The 21,601-nt window shown below is 63.6% G+C and carries 16 protein-coding genes and 3 tRNA genes; 15 read left to right on the forward strand and 4 right to left on the reverse strand.

Annotated elements, in window-relative coordinates; all coding sequences use genetic code 11:
* Positions 1–122 precede the first annotated feature (122 nt).
* Complete coding sequence (gene pbpG, locus CTA01S_RS13940; RefSeq protein WP_062196402.1) at positions 123–1,253, forward strand: D-alanyl-D-alanine endopeptidase; 1,131 nt, start codon at positions 123–125, stop codon at positions 1,251–1,253.
* A gap of 40 nt (positions 1,254–1,293) precedes the next feature.
* On the opposite strand, the gene CTA01S_RS13945 is transcribed toward pbpG, so the two are convergent.
* From CTA01S_RS13945 to hpnC, 4 genes are read right to left on the reverse strand one after another with little or no spacing between them, the layout of a single operon-like run.
* Positions 1,294–2,061 carry an IclR family transcriptional regulator gene (locus CTA01S_RS13945; RefSeq protein WP_026330079.1) on the reverse strand — a complete coding sequence of 256 codons (768 nt, stop codon included), beginning with the start codon at positions 2,059–2,061 and terminating at the stop codon, positions 1,294–1,296.
* 43 nt (positions 2,062–2,104) lie between these two features.
* Entirely contained in the window at positions 2,105–3,388 is a 1,284-nt protein-coding gene (gene hpnE / locus CTA01S_RS13950) for a hydroxysqualene dehydroxylase HpnE (protein WP_062196404.1), read from the reverse strand.
* Positions 3,389–3,390: 2 nt separating this feature from the next.
* Entirely contained in the window at positions 3,391–4,227 is an 837-nt protein-coding gene (gene hpnD, locus CTA01S_RS13955) for a presqualene diphosphate synthase HpnD (RefSeq protein ID WP_062196407.1), read from the reverse strand.
* A complete protein-coding gene (gene hpnC / locus CTA01S_RS13960) occupies positions 4,224–5,060 on the reverse strand; it encodes a squalene synthase HpnC (RefSeq protein ID WP_084362436.1) in 837 nt (278 codons plus the stop codon). The genes hpnD and hpnC overlap by 4 nt, the downstream gene beginning before the upstream one ends.
* A 212-nt stretch (positions 5,061–5,272) precedes the next feature.
* On the opposite strand from hpnC, the gene CTA01S_RS13965 reads away from it, so the two are divergent.
* The 14 genes from CTA01S_RS13965 (at position 5,273) to pstB (ending at position 21,539) form a co-directional block, all read left to right on the forward strand.
* Positions 5,273–6,424, forward strand: coding sequence for an efflux RND transporter periplasmic adaptor subunit (locus tag CTA01S_RS13965; protein ID WP_062196411.1), 1,152 nt, complete (start codon positions 5,273–5,275; stop codon positions 6,422–6,424).
* 39 nt (positions 6,425–6,463) lie between these two features.
* Positions 6,464–9,586: an efflux RND transporter permease subunit gene (locus tag CTA01S_RS13970; RefSeq protein ID WP_305781984.1), complete on the forward strand. Its 3,123-nt coding sequence runs from the start codon at positions 6,464–6,466 to the stop codon at positions 9,584–9,586.
* 67 nt (positions 9,587–9,653) lie between these two features.
* Positions 9,654–9,740 (forward strand) — tRNA-Leu (locus tag CTA01S_RS13975).
* Between the two features lie 22 nt (positions 9,741–9,762).
* Positions 9,763–11,070: a trigger factor gene (gene tig / locus CTA01S_RS13980; RefSeq protein WP_062196415.1), complete on the forward strand. Its 1,308-nt coding sequence runs from the start codon at positions 9,763–9,765 to the stop codon at positions 11,068–11,070.
* A 153-nt stretch (positions 11,071–11,223) separates the two neighbouring features.
* The gene (clpP, locus tag CTA01S_RS13985; protein ID WP_019560302.1) at positions 11,224–11,832 is read left to right on the forward strand and encodes an ATP-dependent Clp endopeptidase proteolytic subunit ClpP; all 609 of its coding nucleotides are present in this window, start codon (positions 11,224–11,226) and stop codon (positions 11,830–11,832) included.
* A gap of 138 nt (positions 11,833–11,970) precedes the next feature.
* On the forward strand, positions 11,971–13,248 hold the full coding sequence (gene clpX, locus CTA01S_RS13990) for an ATP-dependent Clp protease ATP-binding subunit ClpX (RefSeq protein ID WP_019560301.1): 1,278 nt from the start codon (positions 11,971–11,973) through the stop codon (positions 13,246–13,248).
* Positions 13,249–13,337: 89 nt separating this feature from the next.
* Positions 13,338–15,758 (forward strand): endopeptidase La, encoded by a 2,421-nt coding sequence (gene lon / locus CTA01S_RS13995; protein WP_062196417.1) that lies wholly within the window; start codon positions 13,338–13,340, stop codon positions 15,756–15,758.
* A gap of 135 nt (positions 15,759–15,893) precedes the next feature.
* Positions 15,894–15,969: transfer RNA gene (locus CTA01S_RS14000), tRNA-Gly, on the forward strand.
* Positions 15,970–16,099: 130 nt separating this feature from the next.
* Positions 16,100–16,173: transfer RNA gene (locus CTA01S_RS14005), tRNA-Cys, on the forward strand.
* A 177-nt stretch (positions 16,174–16,350) separates the two neighbouring features.
* A complete protein-coding gene (gene tssA / locus CTA01S_RS14010) occupies positions 16,351–17,400 on the forward strand; it encodes a type VI secretion system protein TssA (RefSeq protein WP_062196419.1) in 1,050 nt (349 codons plus the stop codon).
* A gap of 283 nt (positions 17,401–17,683) precedes the next feature.
* A complete protein-coding gene (pstS, locus tag CTA01S_RS14015; protein WP_019560298.1) occupies positions 17,684–18,724 on the forward strand; it encodes a phosphate ABC transporter substrate-binding protein PstS in 1,041 nt (346 codons plus the stop codon).
* Positions 18,725–18,891: 167 nt separating this feature from the next.
* The gene (pstC, locus tag CTA01S_RS14020) at positions 18,892–19,869 is read left to right on the forward strand and encodes a phosphate ABC transporter permease PstC (RefSeq protein WP_051090196.1); all 978 of its coding nucleotides are present in this window, start codon (positions 18,892–18,894) and stop codon (positions 19,867–19,869) included.
* Entirely contained in the window at positions 19,866–20,732 is an 867-nt protein-coding gene (gene pstA / locus CTA01S_RS14025) for a phosphate ABC transporter permease PstA (protein ID WP_062196422.1), read from the forward strand. Before pstC ends, pstA begins: the two co-directional genes overlap by 4 nt.
* A 21-nt stretch (positions 20,733–20,753) precedes the next feature.
* Entirely contained in the window at positions 20,754–21,539 is a 786-nt protein-coding gene (gene pstB / locus CTA01S_RS14030; protein WP_062196425.1) for a phosphate ABC transporter ATP-binding protein PstB, read from the forward strand.
* The last annotated feature ends 62 nt before the right edge of the window (positions 21,540–21,601 follow it).

The raw sequence follows: 21,601 nt of genomic DNA on the forward strand, positions 1-21,601 counted from the left end.
CAGGGCTCGTGAGGCCCCATGTTTTCGATGGAACTTGAGAAATATTGCGTAAGTTTTTGATCTTGCCTGCATTTTTCTGATCGCCTACACTCCCCCGCAAAGACTGCGGGAGTTGGGCAGTGATGCGGTTGGCTTGGGCGAAAACGTGGCAAGGGCTGGTGGCCGGACTGGCCCTGGTGGTAGGGGTGTGCGCGTCCGGACCGCTGCTGGCGGCACAGGAGGGGGCAAAGCGCCCGACGGCGTCGGCCAGCAAGCGCGCGGTGGTGGAATCGCAGCGCAAGAAGCCCGTGGCCCGATCGGCCAAGCGCAGCAGCCGTTCCGAGGTCCGTTCGTCGCGTCCGCGGGTGTCGGCCAGAGGGGCCGCGGTGGCGGCCAAGCGGACCGTGGTACAGCGTGTCACGGCCGCACCGACGAGCTCGCCAGTGTCGTACGGGCAGGCCTTCGGTCTGCATGCGGTCGATGATCCTCTGGATCTGAAATCCAGTGTGGCCTTGGTGCTCGACCAGGACACCGAAGAGGTGCTGTTCAGCAAGAACTCTCAGGCCGTGCTGCCGATTGCCTCGTTGACCAAGCTGATGACGGCGCTGGTGGTGATCGAAGCCGGCCAGCCTTTGGACGAGATGCTGACCATCACGCGGGAGGACATCGACACCGAAAAGGGCAGCCGTTCCCGCTTGGCGGTAGGGACCCGCCTGAGCCGCGAAGAAATGCTGCATCTGGCGCTGATGTCGTCGGAGAACCGGGCGGCCCACGCCTTGGGACGGCATTACCCGGGCGGTTTGGGACCGTTCGTGGCGGCGATGAACCGGAAGGCCCAGGAACTGGGCATGCATGACACGCGCTTCGTCGAGCCGACGGGCCTGTCCAGTCGCAACCAATCCAGCGCCCGCGATTTGGCCGTCTTGGTGAAGGCGACCTATGAGGTGCCCTTGATCCGGGAGTTGTCGACCTCGCCGGAGTATCAGGTGGTGGTCGGCAATCGGCAGCTCAAATATCGCAACACCAATGGCTTGGTCTTCAATCCGACGTGGGACATCGGGCTGCAAAAGACGGGCTACATCGCCGAAGCCGGTCGTTGCCTGGTGATGCAGGCTGAGCTGGCCGGCCGCAAGCTGATCATGGTCTTTCTCGACTCGGCCGGGCGTTTCTCCCGACTGGGCGATGCCGAGCGGGTGCGTCGCTGGCTGTTGGAGCGTGGACTGGGGGCTGCCGGGGCGGGAGGCGGCCACGGCAGTCCGCGGGTGACGTCTTGAGCATCGACCGGCGCGGCGGGGTGGCGGCCGATCGTCGGCTTCAGCCGCGGTAGCCCAAAGCCGCAGAAATCTGCGCCGCCGTGGACTGTAGGCGCTCGAGCCAGGACTCTTCGAGGCGATCGGCCGGGGCGGAGATCGACAGGCCGGCCACCAGTTTGCCCTGGTCGTCACGTATGCCGGCCGCCATGCAACGCACCCCCAGCTCGAGTTCCTCGTTGTCGCGCGCATAGCCCAACTGGCGCACCCGGGCCAATTCGCGTTCGAGTGTGGCCAAGTCGGTGATGCTGTTGCGGGTGTGGCCCGCCAACCCGGTGCGGGTCGCATAGGCGCGCACGCGCTGGGGGTCGTCCTGGGCCAAAAAGAGCTTGCCGACCGAGGTCAGGTGCAGCGGGGCGCGCCCCCCCACGGCGCGCACCACTTGCATGCCGGAGCGTTCGCTGTAGGTGCGTTCGATGTAGACGATCTCGTCTCCCTGGCGGACTGACAGATTGACCGGTTGATGCGTGAGCTTGTGCAGCTCGCGCATCGGCCCCAGGGCGGCGTCACGCACGTCCAGGCGGGCCTTGACGAGATTGCCCAGTTCCAAGAGCCGCATGCCCAGCCGGTAGCTGCCGGCTTCGGGCCGATCGACGAAACGCCCGGTGGCCAGGTCGTTCAGGATGCGGTGGGCGGTGGACGGGTGCAGTCCGGTTTGGGCGCTGATTTCTTTGAGTGAGACTGGATCCTGGTGGGCGGCCAGCACGTCCAGCAAGGCGAACATGCGCTCCAGGACCTGGATGGTAGGGGAGTGGCCGTCGGACTTTCTCATGCCGTGATTGTCACCTGAAATGATGCGTTTTTGCATGGCGAAATCACCAGAGGCTGGCTGCCGCAAGCCGGGCGGCGGCCACGCCGGCGCGTACGGCGCCTTCCAAGGTGGCGGGGTAGGGGCCGTTGACGTGGTCACCGGCGGCCCACAGGCTTGGCGCAATGGTGGCCGATGGGCGTTGCAGCCCGGGCTCGCACAGGAATGTCGCTCGTTTTTCGACGATGCTGCGGATCACTCGCAAGGGGGGGCGCAGGTAACGCGACAATTCGCGATGGGCTTGCTCGCAAACGGCCTGGGCGGTGGCCTCCAAACCCCGGCTGACCCATGGGCTCGCCGCACTGATCACGAAGGCGAGCAAGCCGGTGGGGCCATTGAGCTGGCCGCGGTCGAACACGTACTGGGCCGGCGCGGCGTCATGGCTGCGCAGGGCCAGCATCGGCTGCGGGAGTCGGGCACCGTCGGCATGGGCGTAGACGGTCACGATGGGTTCGAAGCTCAGGCTTTCGGCTTGCTCGGCCCAAGCTGGGGCATGGGGTCGGCACAGGCGGGCTGCCTCGCCGGGCGGGCACGCAAGGATCACTGCGTCGTAAGCTTCGCCATCGACCCGCCAGCCATGGGGCGCGTGGCGCTGCAGTGCGGTCACGCGGTGATGGCGCCGCACCCGCGCGCCAGCGCGTTCCAGCCAGCGGGCGGCGGGGTCGGGAAACAGGGCGCTGAGGTGGGTGCGTGGCAGGAGCAGGTCGCTGCTGCCAGGCCCGGATCCGAGGGTGTCGCGCAGCACGCGCAAGAAAACGGCCGCACTGGCTCGGTGTGCCGGTGTGTTCAAGGCGGCCGCGCACAAGGGGTCGATGAGCTCGTCGCGCACTCGCACGGGCAGGTTGGCACACAACTGAGCCACGGTGAGCTCAGGGGCGCAGCGGAAGCGGCGCAGCGTCCACAGGGTGGCCTGGCGCAGCAAAGCCAGGCGTTCACCGCGGGTCCATCCCCGCTGGGCGGCAATGGCCTTCAGCAGCGCTGGCGCGGCTCGGCCCGCACCCAGCCGCAGGCCGCTGCCATCGGCATGAATCAGCTGCAATGGCGTGCGTAGCAAGTCCAGCGTCGTGCGCACGCCCACCTGCCGCATCAGCCGTAGACATTCGGTGTAGGCGCCCATCAGGATGTGTTGTCCGTTGTCCAAGGCCAGCCCTTCGATGTCCACCCGTCGGGCACGTCCTCCCAGGTGAGAGGCCATTTCGTACAGGGTGACATCGAAACCCTCGTCCACGGCCTGCACGGCCGCTGCGCAGCCGGCCCAGCCGGCGCCGATCACCGCCAGTCGCTGGCTCATGCTCAGCGCTCCCGCCAGTGAGTCCGCCACGCGATCCACAGCTTGCGCAGCGGGGTCAGCGCGATGCGTTGGTGCAGCACCTGGAAGCCGGTGGATTCCACTTCGCGCAAGAGAGTGCGATAGATGTTGGCCATCATCAGGCCAGGCTTCTGCGAGGCCCGGTCGGCTGCGGGCAGCAGGGCCAGGGCCTCGTCGTAGCAGCGGTGGGCTCGCTCGGCCTGAAATCGCATCAAGGCGGTGAATCGATCGCTGTAGACGCGGTTCAGGATCTCGTGGGCTTTCACGTCGAATTGCTGGAGCTCGTTGACCGGCAGGTAGATGCGCCCACGGCGTGCGTCGTCTCCCACGTCACGGATGATGTTGGTCAGCTGCAAAGCCAGGCCGAGGCGGTGCGCATAGTCGATGGTGCGGGCTTCGGTGCGACCGAAGATGCTGCTGGCGACCTCGCCGACCACCCCGGCCACGAGATGGCAGTAGCGTTGCAGCCCGGCATAGTCGAGGTAGCGGGTTTGATCGAGGTCCATCTGACATCCCTCGATGACGGCCAGTAGCTGGTCGGCTCGAATCCCGTAGATCGCAACGTGGGGCATCAAGGCTTGCATGACCGGATGGCTCGGACGCCCGGCAAAGGATGCGGCCACCTCGCGACGCCACCAGCCCAGTTTGGCCTGCGCGACACCCGGGTCGCTGACTTCGTCGACCACGTCATCGACCTCTCGGCAAAAGGCATAAAACGCGGTGATGGCTGCGCGGCGGGGCGGCGGCAGGAAAAGAAAGGCGTAGTAGAAGCTCGACCCGCTGGCGGCGGCTTTGTCCTGAACGTATTGCTGTGGCGTCATGGGGCGGTCAGACGAGGCATCCGCAGCGCACGCCACAGCAGGATCGGGGCATCGAGGCGGTGCAACACGGGACGACAGTGGAGGGTGGCGTAGTCGAGGCGGTGAATTTTCTCAAGGATGCGCAGTCCTCCTTGTATGACCAGGCGCAGTTCCCAGCCGAATCGTCCTCGCACACGCTGCGCCAACGGAGCGCCTTCGTCCATCAGGCGGCGCGCCCATTCGACCATGTCGCGCACCAGGGGCTGGGTGCCCGGCGTTTCGTGCCGTGCCAGCAGCGAGGCTGGTGGCACACGGTGGCGGGCGCAGTCCTCCAGAGGGATGTACAGCCGGCCGCGCTGGGCGTCCTCTCCGAGGTCTTGCCAGAAGTTGATCAGCTGCAAAGCCGTGCAAATGTTGTCGGACTGCCGCAGCGACACTTCGTCATCGATGTTCAGCAGATGCAGCATCAGCCGCCCGATCGGGTTGGCCGAACGCCGGCAATAGTCCAGCAGGTCTTGCCGGTCCACGTAGCGGTGCTTGACGACATCTTGCTCGAAGGCGCTGAGCAGGTCTTCCAGCAAATGCACTGGCCAGCGATGGCGCGCCAGGGCTTGTCCCAGGGGGATGAAAATGTGGGGCCAACGCTGCGACACTGGCTGGCCGGCCACCGTGGCCGCCAGGTCGCGCCGGTAGGCCGCCAAGTCGGACAAGCGTTGCGCCGGACTGCGGCGGCCTTCGTCGGCCAAGTCGTCCGCCGTGCGGGCGTACCAGTAAAGGGCAGCGACGGCCGGGCGCAGTGCCGCAGGGCACAGCCAGGACGCCACGGGAAAGTTTTCATAGTGCTTCACACTCACGGGGGCGATTGTCCATGCGTTTTGCGGGCGGAGCCTCCGCAGCTTCGGCCTTGACAGGGGGGGCGGACGAAATTTAGAGTACTGACCAGTCAGTCAGTAATTTTCGGGCATTTGCCATCCTCGGGATTCCACTGGGCTCTCTCGCGCAGGGCTGGTGCGCAGCCTCGGGGGTGAGCAAGCGGTATGGACGTTTTTTCGCTCAAGGTCTTGTGATGCCTCAGCCTACGCTTGTTTCTGCCGTCATCCTTGCGCTGGTTTCGCTGGTGCTGACGGGCTGTACCCGCACGCCGCCGCCGCAAGAACCGGTGCGCGCGGTGCGGACCCTGACCCTGGCTGCTTCGTCGGCACGGCAGCAGCAGGAGTACGCGGCGGAGGTGCGGGCGCGCACGGAGTCTCGGCTGGGCTTTCGTGTGCCGGGCAAGATGGTGCAGCGTCACGTGAATCTTGGCGACAAGGTGCGTGCTGGGCAGGTATTGGCCGTGCTGGATGCCCGGGATCTGCGTTTGGGCGAGCAGGCCGCGCGCGCCGCCGTGTCGGCGGCCCAGGCGAACCTGGAGCAGGCCGAGGCCGACTTCCGGCGCTTCAGCGAGCTGCGGGCCCAGGGTTTCATCAGTTCGTCCGAACTGGAGCGCCGTGAGACGGCCCTCAAGGCGGCACGGGCTCAATGGGCCCAAGCGCAGGCGCAGGCCAATGTGCAGGGCAATCAAGCGGCCTACGCGAATTTGGTGGCCGATGTCTCGGGGGTGGTCACCGCGATCGAGGCCGAGCCCGGCATGGTCTTGGGTGCGGGCATGGCAGTACTCCGTTTGGCGCATGACGGCCCGCGCGATGCCGTATTCGCAGTCCCCGAGGATCAACTCGAAGCCGTGCGCGCGCTGGCCGCTGCCGGCGTGCCGGTACAGGTGCGCCTGTGGGGGCAGGAAGGGCGCTCCATCGAGGCGCGCATCCGCGAGGTGGCCGCTGCAGCGGACCCCATCACGCGCACCTACACGGTCAAGGCCGACCTGGGGTTGACGGACGTGCCCTTGGGGCGCACCGCCACGGTGGTGATCCAGCAGCCGGCACAGGCCGGTGTGGCCAAGCTGCCCTTGTCGGCGTTGCGCGAGCATCAGGGCCGCACCCATGTCTGGGTGGTCGACCCAGACACCATGGCGGTGAACTTGCATCCCGTGGAGCTGGCAGGCAGCGACGGCAATGAGGTGGTGGTGCGCAGCGGGCTGAAGCCGGGCCAGACGATCGTCACCGCAGGCGTGCATGTGCTGACCCCTGGACAGCGTGTGCGGATCTATCGTGAGGGCACGACGCCGGCGGCGCCGGCCTCAGCTCCCGGCGCGTTGGAGACCGCCTCGCGCAGTGCTCCCTGAGTCCGCATCGCCCCCTGACTCTAGAGGACGAGGTCATTCGTGAGATCACATCCCTTGCCGGCCTCGGAAGAGCGCCGCTTCAACATCTCTCGCTGGGCGCTCGAACATTCGGCGCTCACACGCTACTTGCTCGTCGTCCTGATGATGCTGGGCTTTGCAGCCTACTTCCAGCTCGGTCAGGACGAGGATCCGCCGTTTGCCTTCCGGGCCATGGTGGTGCGGGCCTATTGGCCCGGCGCCACGGCACAGCAGATCGCCGACCAGGTCACGGACAAGATCGAGCGCACGCTGCAGGAGGTGCCCTATGCGGACATCATCCGCAGTTACTCCAAGCCGGGAGAGACGCTGATCATCTTCCAGGTGGCCGACTCCTCGCCGCCCGAGGAGCTCCAGCAGATCTGGTACCAGACGCGCAAGAAAGTCAACGACATGCGCGGCAGCTTGCCGCAGGGGGTGATCGGGCCGTTCTTCAATGACGAGTTCGGCGATGTGTATGGGGCGATCTATGCCCTATCCGCCGATGGCTTCAGCCCGCGCGAGCTGAAGGAGTATGCCGACCGAGTGCGTCAGCGGCTGCTGCGCGTGCCGGACGTGGCCAAAGTCGAAATCTTTGGCGCGCAGGACGAGAAGATCTATATCGAAGTCTCACAGGCGCGCTTGGCGCAGCTGGGGCTGGACTTCAATCAAGTGATCGCCCAGCTGGGCCAGCAAAACGCGATCGTGTCTGCGGGGGTCGTGACGCTGCCGACCGATCAGGTGCAGTTGCGCGTCAGCGGCCCCTTCAATTCGGAGGAGGAGCTGCGGGCCTTCCCCATCCGTGCGGGGGGCAACACCCTGCGGCTGGGGGACATTGCCGAGGTGCGACGAGGCTATGTCGATCCGCCGCAAGTCAAAGTGCGCCACCAAGGCCAGGAAGTGTTGGCTTTGGGGGTGTCGATGGCCAAGGGGGGCGACATCATCCGCCTGGGTCGTGACCTGGAAAAGGTCGTCAGCCAGATCCGCTCCGAGCTGCCCGTGGGCATCGAGATGACGCAGTTCCAGGATCAGTCCTCCGTGGTCTCGCGCTCGGTCAACGAGTTCGTCAAAGTATTGATCGAGGCCGTGGTGGTCGTGTTGGCCGTCAGTTTCGTCAGCTTGGGGCTGCACGTGCGGCCGCTGCGGCTGGACTGGCGTCCGGGCATGGTGGTGGCCATCACCATCCCACTGGTCTTGGCGATCACCTTCGTCACCATGTACTTTTGGGGCGTCGGTCTGCACAAGATTTCGCTGGGCTCGCTGATCATTGCACTGGGCTTGCTGGTCGATGACGCGATCATCGCCGTCGAGATGATGGTGCGCAAACTCGAGGAGGGCTACGACAAGCTGCGAGCCGCCACGGCGGCCTATGAGATCACCGCCATGCCCATGCTCACCGGCACCCTGATCACCGCGGTGGGCTTCTTGCCCATTGGTCTGGCCAAATCGGCCGTGGGCGAATACACCTTTGCGATTTTTGCGGTCACGGCGGCCGCCCTGGTGATCTCGTGGGTCGTTTCGGTCTACTTCGTGCCTTACCTCGGCACGGTGTTGCTCAAGGTGCGCGCGCATGCCGACCCAGGGCCGCACGAGGTGTTCGACACACCGTTCTACAACCGTTTTCGGCGATGGGTGGGGTGGTGCGTGCGCCATCGGTGGATCACCATCGGCGTGACCGTGCTGTCATTGGTGTTGGGGCTGCTGGGCATGGGGCGTGTGCAACAGCAGTTCTTCCCTGATTCCAACCGGCTGGAAGTGCTGGTGGACCTGTGGTTGCCCGAAGGGGCATCCTTCCAGGCCACCGAGGAAGTGGCGCGTCGTGTCGAGGCGCGGCTGATGAAAGAGGAGGGGGTGGCCACGGTGAGCACCTGGGTGGGCAGTGGTGTGCCGCGTTTCGCGCTCGTGCTCGACCAGATCTTTCCGCAGTCCAACGTCAGCCAGATGATCGTGATGCCCAAGGATCTTCCGGCCCGCGAGGCACTGCGACGCCGGCTGCCGGCCCTGCTGGCCGAGGAGTTCCCCGAGGTGCGAGGCCGGGTGAAATTGCTGCCCAACGGTCCGCCGGTGCCTTACCCGGTGCAGTTTCGGGTGATGGGCACCGATCCGGCCGAGGTGCGGCGCATCGCAGACGAGGTCAAGGCCGTGATGCGGGCCAACCCCAACCTGCGTGGCGTCAACGACAACTGGAACGAGTCGATCAAGGTGTTGCGCCTGGACATCGACCAGACGCGCGCCCGCGCCTTGGGGGTGACCAGTCAGGCCATTGCGCAGGCGCTGCGCACGGCGCAAACCGGCAATACCATCGGGCAGTACCGAGACGGTGACAAGCTGATCGACATCGTGCTGCGGACACCGGCGCACGAACGCGCCGCGCTGACCGACTTGTACAACGCCTATGTGCCCACGGCCAGCGGCCGTAGCATTCCGCTCACCCAGGTGGCCCGCGCGGAATTCGTCTGGGAGCCCGGAGTGCTCTGGCGCGAGGGCCGCGACTATGCCGTGACCGTGCAGGGCGATGTCGTGGAAGGATTGCAGCCGGCCACCGTGAGCTTCCAAATCGATCCGCAGCTCGATGCGATCCGCGCCAGGCTGCCGGCAGGCTATCGCATCGAGATGGCCGGCACCGTGGCCGAAAGCAACAAAGGCACGGGCTCGATCGCTGCGGGCGTGCCGGTCATGCTTTTCATCACGTTCACCTTGCTGATGCTGCAGTTGCACAGCTTCAGTCGTGCAGCCTTGGTTTTCCTGACCGCGCCCTTGGGCATTGCCGGCGTGGCTGCTGCCTTGCTGATCCTGAACCGTCCGTTTGGCTTTGTGGCCTTGCTGGGGGTGATTGCGCTGATGGGAATGATCATGCGCAACTCGGTCATTCTCATCGATCAGATCGAACAAGATCGCGCGCGCGGCGTGCCCGACTGGCAGGCGGTGGTCGAGGCCGCCGTGCGTCGGCTGCGGCCCATTTTGCTGACGGCCGCGGCGGCCGTGTTGGCGATGATCCCGCTGTCCAGAAGCATCTTCTGGGGCCCCATGGCCGTGGCCATCATGGGGGGACTGATCGTGGCCACGGTCCTGACCCTGCTGGCGTTGCCGGCGATGTATGCCGCCTGGTTCCGGGTGAAAGAGCCCCACGGTTCGACGCCGGGTTAAAATTTGCGGTTTCCTGGAACACCCATAGGAACACCTAAAGGGGAGCAGGCCGCTCCCCTTTCGATTTGCGCGGGTGGCGAAATTGGTAGACGCACCAGGTTTAGGTCCTGACGCCAGCGATGGTGTGGGGGTTCGAGTCCCCCCCCGCGCACCACATTCAAACGAGAGAGATCACCATGGCCGTGACTGTTGAAACCCTCGACAAACTGGAACGCAAGATCACGCTGACGCTGTCGGCCGAGGTCATCAAGAACGAGGTCGAATCCCGCCTCAAGCGCCTGGCCCGCACCGTCAAGGCCGACGGTTTCCGTCCCGGCAAAGTGCCTCTGAGCATCGTCGCCCAGCGCTATGGTTCTGCGGTGCAATACGAGGTGATGAACGACAAAGTCGGCGAAGCCTTCGCCAAGGCTGCCAATGAGGCTCAGCTGCGGGTGGCCGGCGTGCCGCGCATCACCGAGAAAGAGGGCGCCCCCGAGGGGCAGCTGACCTTCGATGCGACGTTTGAGGTCTATCCGGAAGTCAAAATCGGCGACCTGTCGAGCACCGAAGTCGAGCGTGTGTCCTCCGAAGTGACCGATGCGGCCATCGACAAGACGTTGGAGATCCTGCGCAAGCAGCGCCGCACGTTCCACCAACGCCCGGCTGCGGAGCCGGCTGCCGATGGTGACCGCGTGACCATCGATTTCGAAGGCAAGATTGACGGGGTGCCGTTCGAGGGCGGCAAAGCCGAGGGATTCCAGTTCTTGCTGGGCGAGGGCCGCATGCTCGAAGCCTTCGAGAAGGCTGTGCGCGGCATGAAGGCCGGTGAGTCCAAAACCTTCCCGTTGAAGTTTCCGGATGATTATCACGGCAAGGACGTTGCCGGCAAGGAGGCCGACTTTCTCGTCACCCTGAAGAAGGTCGAGGCCCAGCAGTTGCCTGAGGTGAACGAGGACTTTGCTCGCTCGTTGGGCATTGCCGATGGTTCGGTCGAAGCCTTGCGGGCCGACATCCGCAAGAATCTCGAGCGTGAGGTGAAGTTCCGTGTGTTGGCCCGCAACAAGAGCGCCGTGATGGATGCCTTGCTCAAGGTGGCTGAACTCGACGTGCCCAAGGCCTTGGTGCAAAGCGAGGTCGAGCGCATGACCGAGGCAGCCCGTGCGGACCTGAAAGCCCGTGGGGTCAAGGATGCCGACAAGGCGCCGATTCCGGCCGAGATGTTCCGCCCACAGGCCGAGCGTCGGGTGCGCCTGGGTCTGGTGGTGGCCGAACTGGTCAAAGCGCATGACCTCAAGGCCCAGCCCGAGCAGATCAAGGCCCACATCGAAGAGCTGGCCCAGAGCTACGAGAAGCCAGAGGAGGTCGTGCGGTGGTACTACAGCGACATGCAGCGTCTGGCGGAGGTCGAGGCGGTGGTGCTCGAAAACAACGTCACGGACTTCGTGCTGTCGCGCGCCAAGGTGGTGGACAAGACCCTGCCCTTCGATGAACTCATGGGGGCCTGATCCCGCGTGAAGCCCGCCACGGGGCGCTGCGCCGGGCGAAGGCGCGCGCCCCGTTCGCTTTTCCTGCCCGGGTCGTCGGCGCGGGCACGGGCGAACAGCCATAATCGGCTCTGCTTCCAACTTCCTCTCGTGCGCATCGCAAGGATCGACTTCATGAGCTCCCTGGATATCCAGAACTTGGGCATGGTGCCCATCGTCATCGAACAGTCCGGCCGCGGCGAGCGCGCCTACGACATCTACAGCCGCCTGCTGCGCGAGCGTGTGATCTTCCTGGTCGGGCCGGTGAACGACCAAACCGCCAACCTGGTGGTGGCCCAACTGCTATTTCTGGAAAGCGAGAACCCGGACAAGGACATTTCGCTGTACATCAACTCTCCCGGCGGCAGCGTGAGTGCCGGCATGTCGATCTACGACACCATGCAGTTCATCAAGCCGGACGTGTCCACGCTGTGCATGGGCATGGCCGCCAGCATGGGCGCGTTCTTGCTGGCTGCCGGCGCCAAGGGCAAGCGCTTTGCGCTGCCGAACTCGAAAATCATGATCCACCAGCCCTTGGGCGGCGCCCAGGGGCAGGCCTCGGACATCGAGATCCACGCCCGGGAAATCCTCAAGACGCGCGATCAACTCAACCGCATCCTGTCCGAGCGGACCGGCCAGCCCCTGGAGAAGATCCAGGCCGACACCGAGCGGGACTATTTCATGGGGGCCCCGGAAGCGCAGGCCTATGGCCTGATCGACCGCGTGCTCGAGCGCCGCGAGTAGGACCGAACGCTCAGGGCCGTGCCTGCCGTGGACGGTCCAAAAAACAGGACAGTAAACGGGGCCTTTCCTTCGACCCGGGCCCCGTTTTCTTTTGACTTATCATCTTCGACAAGCACCCTCTCAGCCGAGTCCCGAACCATGCCCGAGAAAAAAGGCTCTTCCAGCGAGAAAGTCTTGTATTGCTCCTTTTGCGGCAAGAGCCAGCACGAGGTGAAGAAGCTCATTGCCGGGCCGTCGGTGTTCATTTGCGACGAGTGCATCGACCTGTGCAATGACATCATCCGCGACGAGGTGCCGGCCGAGTCCGCAGAAGGCCGCACGGCCCGCTCCGACCTGCCCACCCCGGCCGAGATCAAGGCCAGCCTCGATCAATACGTGATCGGGCAGGAGACGGCCAAGCGCATTTTGTCGGTGGCGGTCTACAACCACTACAAGCGCCTCAAACACATGAGCGCTCAGGCGGGCAAGAAGGATGATGTCGAGTTGGCCAAGAGCAACATCCTGCTCATCGGCCCGACCGGCTCGGGTAAAACCCTGCTGGCCCAGACCTTGGCGCGGTTGCTCAACGTGCCCTTCGTGATTGCCGATGCCACCACGCTGACCGAGGCGGGCTACGTGGGCGAGGACGTCGAGAACATCATTCAGAAGCTGCTGCAAAACTGCAACTACGACGTCGAACGCGCGCAGCGCGGCATCGTCTACATCGACGAGATCGACAAGATCTCGCGCAAGGCCGACAACCCCTCGATCACGCGCGATGTCTCTGGCGAAGGAGTGCAGCAGGCGCTGCTCAAGCTGATCGAAGGTACCATGGCCTCCGTGCCACCTCAGGGGGGGCGCAAGCATCCCAACCAGGATTTTTTGCAGATCGACACGACCAACATCCTGTTCATCTGCGGTGGGGCTTTCGATGGGCTGGAGAAAATCATCCAAAACCGATCGGAGAAGTCCGGTATCGGCTTTGCCGCTTCGGTCAAGAGCAAGTCCGAGCGCAGGCTGTCGGACGTGTTCCGCGATGTCGAGCCGGAGGACTTGATCAAGTTCGGCCTGATCCCTGAATTGGTGGGCCGTCTGCCGGTGGTGGCCACCTTGGGCGAATTGACCGAGGACGCGCTGGTGCAGATCTTGACCGAGCCCAAAAACGCCCTGGTCAAGCAGTATCAGAAACTCTTTGCCATGGACGGTGTCGAACTGGAAGTCCGTCCTTCGGCATTGGTGTCCATCGCCCGCAAGGCCCTGGCGCGCAAGACCGGTGCCCGTGGTTTGCGTTCGATCATGGAACAGGCCCTGATCGACACCATGTTCGACCTGCCTGCCTTGGACGGTGTGGCCAAGGTGGTGGTGGACGAACACACCATCGAAGAAAACACCAAGCCCCTGCTGGTCTATCGCGAGCAGGCCAAGGCCAGCGCCTGAGGGCAAGGGGGCGCCTGTTGCCCCAGGTGCGCCCGTCTTGCAATTGAACTCTCGAGCCCCACATCCGGCTTGAGAAAGAGAGGTCTGTGATGTCTGGACATCCCGTTTTACCCGCCGATCCCATCGAGCTGCCCCTGCTGCCGTTGCGTGACGTCGTGGTTTTCCCCCACATGGTCATCCCGCTGTTCGTGGGGCGACCCAAATCGATCAAAGCGCTGGAATCGGCCATGGAGGCTGGCCGTCAGATCATGCTCGTGGCTCAGAAGGCCGCAGGCAAAGACGAGCCCCGCCCGGATGACATGTTCTCCGTGGGGTGCGTGTCCAGCATCCTGCAGATGCTCAAGTTGCCCGATGGCACCGTGAAGGTGCTGGTCGAAGGGTTGCAGCGGGCCACCACCGACCGCATCGATGACCGCGGTGATCATTTCGTTGCGGTGGTGCGTCCAGTGCCGCCCGAGACCGAGAGCTCTGCGGAGATCGAGGCCTTGCGCCGCGCCGTCACCCAGCAGTTTGACCAGTACGTCAAACTCAACAAGAAGATTCCGCCCGAAATTCTCACCTCGATCGCCGGGATCGACGATGCGGGGCGCCTGGCCGACACGATCGCCGCCCATTTGCCGCTGAAGTTGGAGAACAAGCAGGCCGTGCTCGACCTGTTCTCGGTGGCCAAGCGCCTGGAGCGCCTGCTCGAGCAGCTCGAGCATGAGGTCGATATCCTGCAGGTGGAAAAGCGCATTCGTGGCCGCGTCAAGCGTCAGATGGAGAAGAGCCAGCGCGAGTACTACCTGAACGAACAGGTCAAGGCCATCCAGAAAGAGCTGGGCGAGGGTGAGGAAGGCGCCGACCTCGAGGAGCTCGAAAAACGCATCAAGGCCGCGCGCATGCCCAAGGAGGCGCGCAAGAAAGCCGAGAGCGAGCTGAAGAAACTGCGGCTGATGTCGCCGATGTCGGCCGAGGCCACGGTGGTGCGCAATTACATCGACACCCTGGTCAATCTGCCGTGGAGCAAGAAGACCAAGATCAAGCATGACCTGGTGCACGCCGAGGAAGTGCTCAACCAGGACCACTATGGCCTGGACAAGGTCAAAGAGCGCATTCTCGAGTACCTGGCCGTCCAGCAGCGTGTGGACAAGGTCAAGGCGCCCATTTTGTGTCTGGTGGGCCCCCCGGGCGTCGGCAAGACCTCGCTAGGGCAGTCCGTGGCGCGTGCCACCGGGCGTAAATTCGTGCGCATGGCCCTGGGGGGCGTGCGTGACGAGGCCGAAATCCGCGGCCACCGCCGCACCTATATCGGCTCGATGCCGGGCAAGGTGCTGCAGAGTCTGACCAAGGTGGGGGTGCGCAACCCGCTGTTCCTGCTCGACGAGATCGACAAGCTGGGCATGGATTTCCGTGGGGACCCGTCGTCGGCGCTGTTGGAGGTGCTCGACCCCGAGCAGAACCATACCTTCAGCGATCACTACGTCGAGGTCGACTTCGACCTGTCCGATGTGATGTTCGTGGCGACGTCCAACTCGCTGAACATCCCGCCGGCGTTGCTCGACCGCATGGAGGTGATCCGCCTGTCTGGCTACACCGAGGACGAGAAGGTCAATATCGCGCAGCGCTATTTGTTGCCCAAGCAGTGCAAGAACAACGGTGTGAAGGACGATGAGCTGGAGGTGACCGAGTCGGCCATCCGAGGGATCATCCGCTACTACACCCGTGAGGCCGGAGTGCGGTCGCTCGAGCGTGAAATCTCCAAGATTTGCCGCAAGGTCGTCAAAGGCCAGGCGCTCAAAAAGTATCAGGGCAAGGTCGTCGTCACGGAGGACAACCTCAACGAGTTTCTCGGTGTGCGTAAGTTCCAGTATGGCCGTGCCGAACAAGAGAACCAGGTGGGCCAGGTCATGGGCTTGGCGTGGACCGAGGTCGGTGGTGATCTCTTGACCATCGAAGCGGCGGTGATGCCCGGTAAAGGCAACACGATCCGCACCGGTCAGCTCGGCGAAGTGATGAAAGAGTCGGTCGAGGCGGCGCGTTCGGTGGTGCGCTCGCGTGCCCGGCGCCTGGGGATCAAGGACGAAATGTTCGAGAAGCGCGACATCCACATCCATGTGCCCGATGGCGCGACCCCGAAAGATGGTCCGAGTGCGGGTATTGCCATGACCACCGCCATGGTGTCGGCCCTGACGGGCATTCCCGTGCGGGCGGATGTGGCGATGACGGGTGAGATCACCTTGCGCGGCGAGGTCACGGCCATCGGTGGCCTGAAGGAGAAGCTGCTTGCAGCCCATCGAGGTGGCATCAAGACCGTGCTCATCCCCGAAGAGAATGTCAAGGATTTGCAGGAAATCCCTGAGAACGTGAAGAGCCAGCTCGAGATCATTCCGGTGAAGTGGATCGACAAGGTGCTGGAGACGGCGCTGGTGTCCAAGCCCGTGCCGCTGCCCGAGGAGGATGCGGTCAAGGTCGAGGCCGCCAAGGAGTCCCCGGTGGCTGGCAGCAGTGCCGACGTCCTCACGCATTGAGGGGGGGCAGGCCGCGTGCTCGGCATGAATGACAGAGGGCTTGCACAACGAAAAAAAATTCGCCTATAATGCGAGCTTCTGCGAAACGCTAAAGACTTCGAAAACGAAAGTCAGTAGCGAATCGACGGAGCCCATGCGGGAGTAGCTCAGTTGGTAGAGCGCAACCTTGCCAAGGTTGAGGTCGCGAGTTCGAGACTCGTCTCCCGCTCCAGATGCTGAAAGGGAAGCTTCTTCAGATCTCCTGGATCCAAGCAGCTTCCCTTTTTCATTGGTAGCATTCGTTGCCAGTGAGAGGCTTTGGCGGCTCGTGCCTTTGGCGAGTCGTCGCAGCCTTCCCCCAGGGCGGGGTAGCAAAGTGGTTATGCAGCGGCCTGCAAAGCCGTGTACGCCGGTTCGATTCCGGCCTCCGCCTCCATCTTCTCTTTCCCGACGTTCTCTTCTCAGAGCTCGAGTTTGGCGCGGGCTCCCGCGGTCAGCATCGGCCGTGGCATGGCCTGCCCCCATGCTTGAGGGTTTGTCGCAATTTGTAGCGATTGTGATGAAGGGCTTTCAGTATCCTGCGCGTCTCGTGGCTGCAACCTGAACCTCGTGCATGGACCCGCGTCTGATTGAACCTTTGTCTCTGGAGCAACCCTGCGGCGAAGACCTTTCGTTTTCGGGTGAATTCGATGCCATCCGCGAAATGCGGCGCGAAGACGATCCCAGTCTCGATCAGGGGGCCTGGGTCACTGCCTTGAAGGTGGCCGACTGGCCGGGGGTGGAAGCCTTGTGTGCCAAGCTATTGGCCGAGCGCAGCAAAGATTTGCGTTTGGCAATGTGGTGGACGGAGGCCGCGGCCATGCAGCGCGGCTATGCGGGGCTGGCAGAGGGGCTGCACTTGTGTGTTGCGCTGTGCGAGCGTCACTGGGACCATCTGCATCCACTGCCCGAGGATGGCGACGCGACGCAACGCATCGGGAACCTGGCCTGGCTGCTGCATCGCATCGTTGGCCTGGCCCAAGATCTGCCGATCACGTCCGCTCGTCACAGCTTGCGTGATTGGGCGGCGGCGCGGCAGCTCCAGCAGCAGATGGAGCGCCATCCCGACGCAGCGGCTGAACTGGCCGAGGGGCGGCTGACGATGGATCAGTTGCAGCGTGCCATCCGCGAGACACCGACGCCGCAATTGCTGGCCGTCGAGTCGGCCGTGCGAGCATGCCAAGACCAACTGGCGGCACTGCAGGCGTTTTGCGACGATCGCCTGGGCGAGGAGGGCCCGAGCTTTGCTGCGGCGCGTGAAGCCTTGGATGCCGCCGCCCATGAGATCGGCCGGCTGTGCAAGAGCGCTGGGGTGTCGGCCGACCGTCCGCCGGAGGCGGCGAGCGATCAACCCCTGCCAGCGCACCCGGCGCAGGATGCGCCCCGGATGGCTCCTGTCGGGGCGCCGCTCAGCCGCGAGCAGGCCTTGCGGCAACTGCGTGAGGTGGCGGCTTTTTTCCGACGCACCGAGCCCCACAGCCCGGTGGCCTACTTGGCCGAGAAGGCAGCGCGCTGGGGAGAGATGTCCCTGCATCAGTGGCTGCAAGTGGTGTTGAAGGATCCGGGCACGCTGGCCCATGTCGATGAACTGCTGGGCGTGACCCGGGAGCCGCCCGTGGCTTGAGCGGCCCGGTCCATCCCGCAAGAGAGGCCAGCTGGCCGGGGCCGACCGGCAGAGGCTAGTGCGCCATGATCGCGCGATTCGCTGCGCCGGACGCTCCCCCGGCGGTGGCGCATTGCGCGGCGTATGGCGGCAGACGGCGTGTGTGACCCTCGGGTGACAGTTTTGTGACGGTGTGTCGCCGGAAAACGGCACAATGGTTGTCATCAAGATGTCACAGAACCGGCCTACAGTGCGCCCGGTGCTGTGGACTGGCTTGTTCCAACCTTCATCGACACGTGCTCTCATGAAGTCTTCCTTGTTCCGACTGACCTTGGCTGCCGTCGCGCTTGCGGGCGGGGTGGCTTCGGTGCATGCCCAAGATGTGACCGGTGCTGGCGCTACATTTCCCGCGCCGATCTATGCCAAATGGTCTGATGCCTATCACAAAGCCACCGGGGTGCGCATCAACTATCAATCGGTGGGCTCTGGGGCCGGGATCCGTCAGATCACGGCCAAGACGGTGGACTTCGGGGCTTCGGACATGCCTCTGAAGGACGAGGAGCTGAACAAAATTGGCTTGATTCAGTTCCCGTCGGTGATTGGTGGCGTGGTGCCCGTGGTGAACATTCGCGGCATCCAGCCCGGCCAGATTCGCATGACCGGACAGGTGTTGGGCGATATTTACCTGGGCAAGATCACCAAGTGGAACGACCCGGCCCTGACCGCGCTGAACCCGGGCGTGCCGCTGCCCGATGCCCAGATCGCCGTGGTTCGACGTGCCGACGGTTCCGGGACGACCTTCATCTTCACGAACTACCTGTCCAAGGTGAACGCTCAGTGGAAAGCCCAAGTGGGCGAGGGCACTGCCGTGAATTGGCCCACGGGTGCCGGGGGCAAGGGCAACGAAGGGGTGTCGGCGTTCGTCCAACGTCTGCCCAACTCCATCGGTTATGTGGAATACGCCTATGCCAAGCAGAACCGCATGGCGCATGTCCTGATGCGCAACCGCGATGGTCAGTTCGTCGCGCCGGATGAATCCAATTTCAAAGCGGCGGCAGCCGGTGCGCAATGGGACAAAACGTTTTATCAGATCCTGACCGATCAGCCGGGCAAGGACGCTTGGCCGATCACCGGCGCCAGTTTCATCCTGATGTACAAGGTGCAGGACAAACCACAGCAAGGTGCCCATGCGCTGAAGTTTTTCGACTGGGCGTTCAAGAGCGGCGATGCCATGGCTTCCAGCTTGGCCTATGTGCCGCTGCCGGAGTCGGTCAAGCAGTTGATTCGTGCTCACTGGGCGCGTGACATCAAAGACGCCTCGGGCAAGCCGGTGTTTGCCAACTGACTCCGGGGCTTGGGGGCATCGACTCCCTCTGCACCATGGGGGTCGGTGCGCCGGCGGTGTCGTCATCGATGGGGGCCTTGCGCCCCCTTTGCATGTGGATCCCTGCGTGATTCGGAGGACTTGTGGCCGCTACACTTCCAGCTGCTTCCTTGGACCAGACCCCAAAGATGGAACATTCTCATCCCGTAGGAGGACCGCCCGTCGTGCGGCGCTCCTCTCCTTGGGCCGACAAGCTTTTTTCCATGCTCACCCATGGAGCGGCTCTGGCGACGCTGGGGATGCTCGTGGGCATCATCGTGTCGCTGTTCATCGGTGCGGCTCCTGCCATCGAGAAGTACGGGCTGAGCTTTCTGTGGCGCAGCCAGTGGGATCCGGTGGAGGAGAACTTCGGCGGCCTGGTGATGATTTACGGAACGCTGATGACGTCGTTCATCGCGCTGGTGATCGCGGTGCCGGTGAGCTTCGGGATTGCGCTGTTTCTCACTGAGTTGTCCCCGCGCTGGCTCAAGCGGCCTTTGGGCACGGCCATCGAATTGCTGGCGGCGGTGCCTTCCATCGTGTATGGCATGTGGGGGTTGCTGGTGTTCGGCCCGCTGTTGGCCAACTATGTGCAGCAACCCTTGCAGCGGGCCTTCGGGGACGTGCCCTATCTGGGAACGCTGGTGTCCGGGCCGCCCGTGGGCATCGGTATTTTGTCGGCCGGCATCATCCTGGCCATCATGATCATCCCTTTCATCACGGCGGTGATGCGCGACGTGTTCGAGGTCACGCCGGCCATGCTCAAGGAATCGGCCTATGGTTTGGGGTCGACCACATGGGAGGTGGTTTGGAAAGTGGTGCTGCCTTACACCAAAACCGGCGTGATCGGGGGCATCATGCTCGGGCTTGGGCGCGCGCTGGGCGAGACCATGGCCGTGACCTTCGTGATCGGCAACTTCAATCAACTCAGTTCGCTGTCGCTGTTCGAAGCGGCCAATAGCATCACCTCGGCGCTGGCCAACGAGTTCGCCGAAGCCTCTGCAGGCTTGCATCAGGCGTCGCTCATCTATTTGGGCCTGGTGCTCTTTTTGATCACCTTCGTGGTGTTGGCATTGTCCAAGATCTTGCTGATGCAACTGAAGAAGAACGAGGGAGCGCGCTCATGAGCCTGGCAAGTTTCGATCCCGGTCGTCTGGCCATGCACCGCCGTCGCAAGCGGGTCAATGCCGTGGCACTGACGCTGTCGCTTTGCGCCATGGCCTTCGGTTTGGTGTGGCTCGTGTGGATCTTGGTGGAAACCATTCGCCTGGGGATCGGCGGCCTGGCGCTGTCGGTGTTCACCGAAATGACCCCGCCGCCGCAGGCAGAAACCGGGGGCTTGGCCAATGCCATCTTTGGTTCGATCGTCATGGTGACGCTGGCCACTTTCATCGGCACGCCGATCGGGGTGCTGGCTGGCATTTTTTTGGCCGAGTATGGTCAGCGCAGCTGGTTGGGGTCGATCACGCGCTTCATCAACGACATTTTGCTGTCTGCGCCTTCCATCGTGATCGGCTTGTTCATCTACGCCGTGGTGGTGGCGCGGGTGAAGTCGTTTTCCGCATGGGCCGGGATTTTGGCGCTGGCGCTGATCGTGATCCCGGTGGTGATCCGCACGACCGAAAACATGCTGGTGCTGGTTCCCAATTCATTGCGAGAGGCGGCCTATGCTTTGGGAGCGCCGAAGTGGAAAGTGATCTTGAGCGTGACGCTCAAGGCATCGGGCGCTGGTGTCATCACCGGCGTGTTGCTGGCGTTGGCTCGTATCGCGGGTGAGACGGCGCCCCTGTTGTTTACCGCTTTGTCCAACCAGTTCTGGACCTCCGATCTGTCACAGCCGATGGCAAGCCTGCCGGTGACCATTTTCAAGTTCGCCATGAGCCCCTACGAGAACTGGCAGAAGCTGGCTTGGACCGGTGTGTTCCTCATCACGCTGGGCGTGCTGGTGCTGAACATCACCGCGCGCGTGTTGTTCCGCAACAAACACTGATTTCCCCAAGAGGCATCCCTGATGGACGCAAAAGTCGATGTGCCCGTGACCGAGAAGATCAAGCTCTCGGTGCGCAACCTCAACTTTTATTACGGCAACTTCCACGCTCTGAAGGACATCAATCTCGAGATTCCGGAAAAGCGGGTCACGGCCTTCATCGGCCCGTCGGGCTGCGGCAAATCCACGCTGTTGCGGACCTTCAATCGCATGTTCGAGCTCTATCCCGAACAGCGCGCGGAAGGCCAGATTCTGCTGGACGGTGAGGACATTTTGCGTTCCAAGCTGGATGTCTCGCTCATTCGGGCGAAGATCGGCATGGTGTTCCAAAAGCCCACCCCGTTTCCGATGTCGATCTACGACAACATCGCCTTCGGTGTGCGGCTGTTCGAGAACCTGCCGCGTGTGGAAATGGACGAACGCGTGGAATGGGCGCTGCGCAAGGCAGCCCTGTGGAATGAAGTCAAGGACAAGCTCGACCAGAGTGGGGCCGGGTTGTCCGGGGGGCAGCAGCAGCGCCTGTGCATCGCCCGCGGTATTGCCATCAAACCGGAGGTGTTGCTGCTTGACGAGCCTTGTTCGGCACTGGACCCTATCTCCACTGGCAAGATCGAGGAGCTGATTCATGAGCTCAAGAACGATTACACGGTGATCATCGTGACGCACAACATGCAGCAGGCGGCAAGGGTGTCTGATTACACCGCCTACATGTACCTGGGCACGCTGGTCGAGTTCGGTGCAACGACCGAACTCTTCATGAAGCCCAAGCAGAAGGACACCGAGGACTACATCACTGGTCGTTTCGGGTGATGCGGTGGGCGCGGCAGCGCGCGCCCGCGCCAGTCCAGACGTCCCCCGACACGCGTTTGCCC

This window comes from Caldimonas taiwanensis NBRC 104434 (assembly GCF_001592165.1).
GTDB classification, from domain to species: Bacteria; Pseudomonadota; Gammaproteobacteria; order Burkholderiales; family Burkholderiaceae_C; genus Caldimonas; species Caldimonas manganoxidans.